The organism is Paraflavitalea sp. (genome assembly GCF_059502485.1).
This window is the reverse complement of the sequence record NZ_JCACET010000002.1, coordinates 1-4,034: the sequence shown is the minus strand read 5'-3', so window position 1 is coordinate 4,034 and position 4,034 is coordinate 1. Positions and strand designations below refer to the sequence as shown.

The window sequence follows — 4,034 nt, the reverse complement described above, 5'->3', positions numbered from 1 at the left end:
CGATGATGTGAAGTGGTACGGTAAAGTCGAGTACAACCGGGGCTACAAGTGGACCGATCTGGAAGTAAAACACGGTTTAAACCAACGGGGAGAAGCCAAAGCTGGTCACCAGATGCACGTACAAATCATTGTGAGCCGCAAGGACAGCCACAACCAGCGCCTGTTAAGCCCCATGACCAACCATCGAGGACAAGGCAAGAGCGAGGCCCACGGCCAGAAGTTCGGCCAGTTTAACCGGGTCGAGTTCAAGAAGCGTAGCGAAGCGGCCTTTGATGCCCAAATGGGCTACCGTCGGGAGTTGGAAGAGAGTTTCCGGTATCAGAACACCATGAGCAATGGCACAACCCAGGAGCGGGCGGCCATGACGCTGGAGCTGCGCGACACCGAGCGCGACCGCCAACAGCAGATCGAAGCGAGTTTACGGCAGGTCGAGCAATTGCGCCTGCAACGGGAGCAAGAGCAGGCCCAGAAGCTGGCCTTGGCCGAGCAGCAGAAACAGGCCATTCAGCACGAGCAGAAGCGTAGCCGGGGCTTGGGTTTGGGGATGTGATGAACAGGTTTTCTTAGGCATAAAGCACCCCTAATCATACCCCTTTTTTGCCCCGTTGTTTTTGGACTATTTGGAGGGGTGTTGTATAAGCAATCTTATGTTAAGAGAATATAACAAGAATCAGTCTCGTATAGTGAGGATGCGAAGAACGAACTTTCTGTATATATGCTGTATCAGTTCAGGCCATTGCTAAAAGTTCTGGCAAGTAAGGCTTGATGTTGCGTAATCCGCGTTCAACATACTCTTCCTTCTCTCCCACAGGGGCCACGTAATGAAGCGCACTCTCAGCTGCTTCAATGCCTTCCAGTCGAGCAATAATCCAAGCGGCTAGATAATGCGAAGCCAAACATCCCCCAGCAGTAGCCACGTTACCATTCGCAAAGAAAGGCTGATTGAGTACTTCAACACCCGTGGCCTGTACCCAAGGTCGAGTAATTAGGTCGGTACACGCAGGTGTATCGTTCAGCAAACCTAGTTTAGCTAAAATCAACGTACCAGAGCACTGAGCTGCCAATAACTGCTTAGTTGGATCAAATTGCAATCGCGCCATTAAAGCGGAGTCCTCCACCACTTCACGCGTTTGCATGCCGCTTCCAAAGATTATAGCATCCGCTTGGCAAGCCTCTTCTAAAGTTGCTTGAGATTCAATAACGAGGCCGTTCATAGAACGGACTTTGGCTGTAGGGCAAGCAATCGAAACACGCCATCCCGGTGTCTTGACGCGATTAAGAACACCTAGAGCAATAAAGGAATCTAATTCATTATATCCCTCGAAGGTGAGAATGGCGATGTGCATAGTATTTTGGATGTTTTTGTTAGCCAGCAAAGATAACTGTTGTTCAACCACGACTATTTTATTTGTTGATTTCAAGTCCAAATACTTTCGCTGTATAGCTACCTAAATTCTTCACTTTCCCATCTGCGGCCTTGATATCAATATCATAAAGTTGCCTGTTAATCACCTCAATTGAATGCATTTCTAATACTATAGCGGCTTGGTCGGGCCGGAGCCTGAATTGTTTAACGAGTCGTTCGATTAAGGGCGTTGTTGGCTCTGGCTGCTGCTTGGCTGAGTAGAAGACTTCAAACTCAACTTGTTCGACAGGTTTGCGCCCTCTCCCCGGTCGATCTCCGTAAATAGGTTTATACTTGAATGAAAGGTCAGTATGGCCATTAATCTCTTTATTGGCCACTTCCAGTACGTTCTTCTGAAATTTAGTCCATGTCGGATAACTGTCTCTTCCTGTCTTAGCATTGATTATATTGAGCATTGTTTTAAGGTCAATTAGGTTACGTCGAAACGTCTTATCCTTCATGTTTTTATACATGCAGAGTAGTTCATAAATCCGCTTTGCATAAGCAGAATTGAGTGAAATGGCAGCCGCCAACTGCATTTTGGTAAATCTTGTGTTTAGGTCTACATAAAAGGGTCTTACCATCTGCGATAATTCAATCTGTATTATTCCTGTGCCTTTTCGATACAGTGCTGATGCTATAAATCCTGCTTGAAGAATATCCCCATTAGGAAGAGTGGTAACGAAGACACGACTGATCAACTTCTGAGTAGCCTGCTTGTAAGTCTCAAACATCAACTCTTTTGACCCCGTAATTTCGGCCATCTCCTTGACCGTCACCTGGTACATTTTTGTTACAGGGTCGTCTTTTTTTATTTGGGCAACGACCATGTAAAGAATATTCTTCTCTGCTTCTGTCATTTCATACCTGGCAAGGGTAAGAACATTATCCTGAAATATCTCTATCTTTTTCATGTATAAATTACTGATTATTAAGCAAAATTATAAAAGGCAGATTATAAAAGCTATATGTCTTTTATAATTACTCATTTTACCGATTAAACCTGTCTTTATTAGCTATACTTTACCGATTAAACCTGTCTTTATTAGCTATACTTCACCGATTAAACCTGTCTTTATTACCGATTAAACCTGTCTTTATTAAAGTTATCCACATCGTAAATATCTGTAAATCTGATAGTTATAAGCTCTATTTTGCGCTTACAAGAGATTAACAAGAGATATTTGAAAATACACAAACACTTGTCTCGCGTAGGGGCGCATACGTACGCGTGCGAGGGATGGCCGGGAAGGAAGTGCTTTTGCAGGTACGGTTTTAGAAAGTAAAAAAGGGTCAACTAAAAAGATAGGTGAAAAGGGAAGAAAAAACGAAGGGGGAAAAAAGATCAAAAAACAAGCGCGAAGCGAGGAAAAAACAAAGCGCGAAGCGGTCTTATAAAGAGCAAGCGGGAATTACGCTGCGCGATAATTCTCACTTGCTCTACGAGGTCACTATGTTGATAATCAGTTGATTAGTAAATATTTTTACTAATAGTTAGTAAGCAAAAAGTATATTATAGGGTTAAAAAACCTTTTTCCAGCATTTTAAGGCTTATTTTAGTATATTTATACGCTTAATTATGGAAGAGAAAGCTAATAAGTCTGTACGCTTCGGCGGAGGTACTGACTTGAAATTCAGCAAGTTAAGTGCAAAGTTGGGTCGCAGTAAGCAAGAACTGTTTGGCCAGATGGTGGCCTATTTCTACAAATCCGGGAAAGATCCGGGCGATCTGAACGACGAATTGCTGAAGAAAGAACTGGGTCAGGGGATCAACCGCATCATCTCCTTCATCAAAACCCAAGAGAAAGAGGCCCTCACCCCGATGATGGCCGATGGGCGCGAGTTGCAACGCCGTCTGAACTTCCTGATTGGCCAGTTCGACGGCTTCTTCAACGTCGATGAGGAGAACTACATCCACGGCTTCTATCTCAAAAGCCAGCGGGAACGGGCCAAAGAGAACACGGATTTGCTCAAAAAGCAGGAGACGTTGGAGAAGCAGCAGAAAGCAATGGCGCAGGAGCTTCAAGAATTGCTCTCAGAGACACGAACGTATCAAGATGGGGTAAAGACTCATCGCGAGGGTAAGAACGTCTTAAAAGCCAAATTCAGGGCCATCCTCGATAGCTACATTCAGCAGCGCGAAGCCCTGAACACCCTAACGCAAGGCCGAGCCGTGAAGGATTTGCAGGAGCACAGCCGCAGCCAGGTCGATAACCTGTAATCCCTTTCCCACATGCCCCACATCAACATCACCCCCAGCAGTACGGGCAGCAATGCCGGCAGTAGTGGCCAGCTCGTCGAGTACTTAGAGAAAGAAAACAAGCTCAAACCTGAGCACAAGGCCGAACTGTGGTTTAATCAGCAGCGCGACGAGATACGGCCCTACGAAGTGCGTCAGGGCATCGACGCCAACACGGCCAAACTCAAGCAGCAGGAAGCCAAGTTCTATTTGGTCAACATCAGCCCTTCTCAGACCGAATTAGCTCACATCGGCAACGACCCTCAGAAGCTCAAAGACTATGCCCGCAGCGTGATGGCCGAGTACGCGGCCAATTTTCAGAAAGGGTTAGGCCCCGATGATGTGAAGTGGTACGGTAAAGTCGAGTACAACCGGGGCTACAAGTGGACC

Annotated in this window: 5 protein-coding genes; 3 read left to right on the top strand and 2 right to left on the bottom strand. The window is 45.9% G+C overall.

Going from position 1 to position 4,034, the window contains the following annotated elements; genetic code table 11:
- Nucleotides 1-550: DUF5712 family protein (locus AC5JBY_RS00040; RefSeq protein ID WP_495902483.1), on the top strand; the 550-nt coding region annotated here is incomplete at its 5' end.
- Between the two features lie 178 nt (nt 551-728).
- Here AC5JBY_RS00040 and AC5JBY_RS00035 read toward each other — a convergent pair.
- Together AC5JBY_RS00035 and AC5JBY_RS00030 are read right to left on the bottom strand one after the other, a co-directional pair.
- Nucleotides 729-1,421 (bottom strand): DJ-1/PfpI family protein, encoded by a 693-nt coding sequence (locus tag AC5JBY_RS00035; RefSeq protein WP_495902482.1) that lies wholly within the window; start codon nt 1,419-1,421, stop codon nt 729-731.
- Nucleotides 1,405-2,319: a replication initiation protein gene (locus tag AC5JBY_RS00030; protein WP_495902481.1), complete on the bottom strand. Its 915-nt coding sequence runs from the start codon at nt 2,317-2,319 to the stop codon at nt 1,405-1,407. The genes AC5JBY_RS00035 and AC5JBY_RS00030 overlap by 17 nt, the downstream gene beginning before the upstream one ends.
- 665 nt (nt 2,320-2,984) lie before the next feature.
- Between AC5JBY_RS00030 and AC5JBY_RS00025 the strand changes: the two genes are divergently transcribed.
- Both AC5JBY_RS00025 and AC5JBY_RS00020 read left to right on the top strand, forming a co-directional pair.
- Complete coding sequence (locus tag AC5JBY_RS00025; protein ID WP_495902480.1) at nt 2,985-3,626, top strand: BfmA/BtgA family mobilization protein; 642 nt, start codon at nt 2,985-2,987, stop codon at nt 3,624-3,626.
- Nucleotides 3,627-3,638: 12 nt separating this feature from the next.
- A partial coding sequence (locus AC5JBY_RS00020; RefSeq protein WP_495902479.1) for a DUF5712 family protein occupies nt 3,639-4,034 on the top strand: 396 nt, incomplete at its 3' end.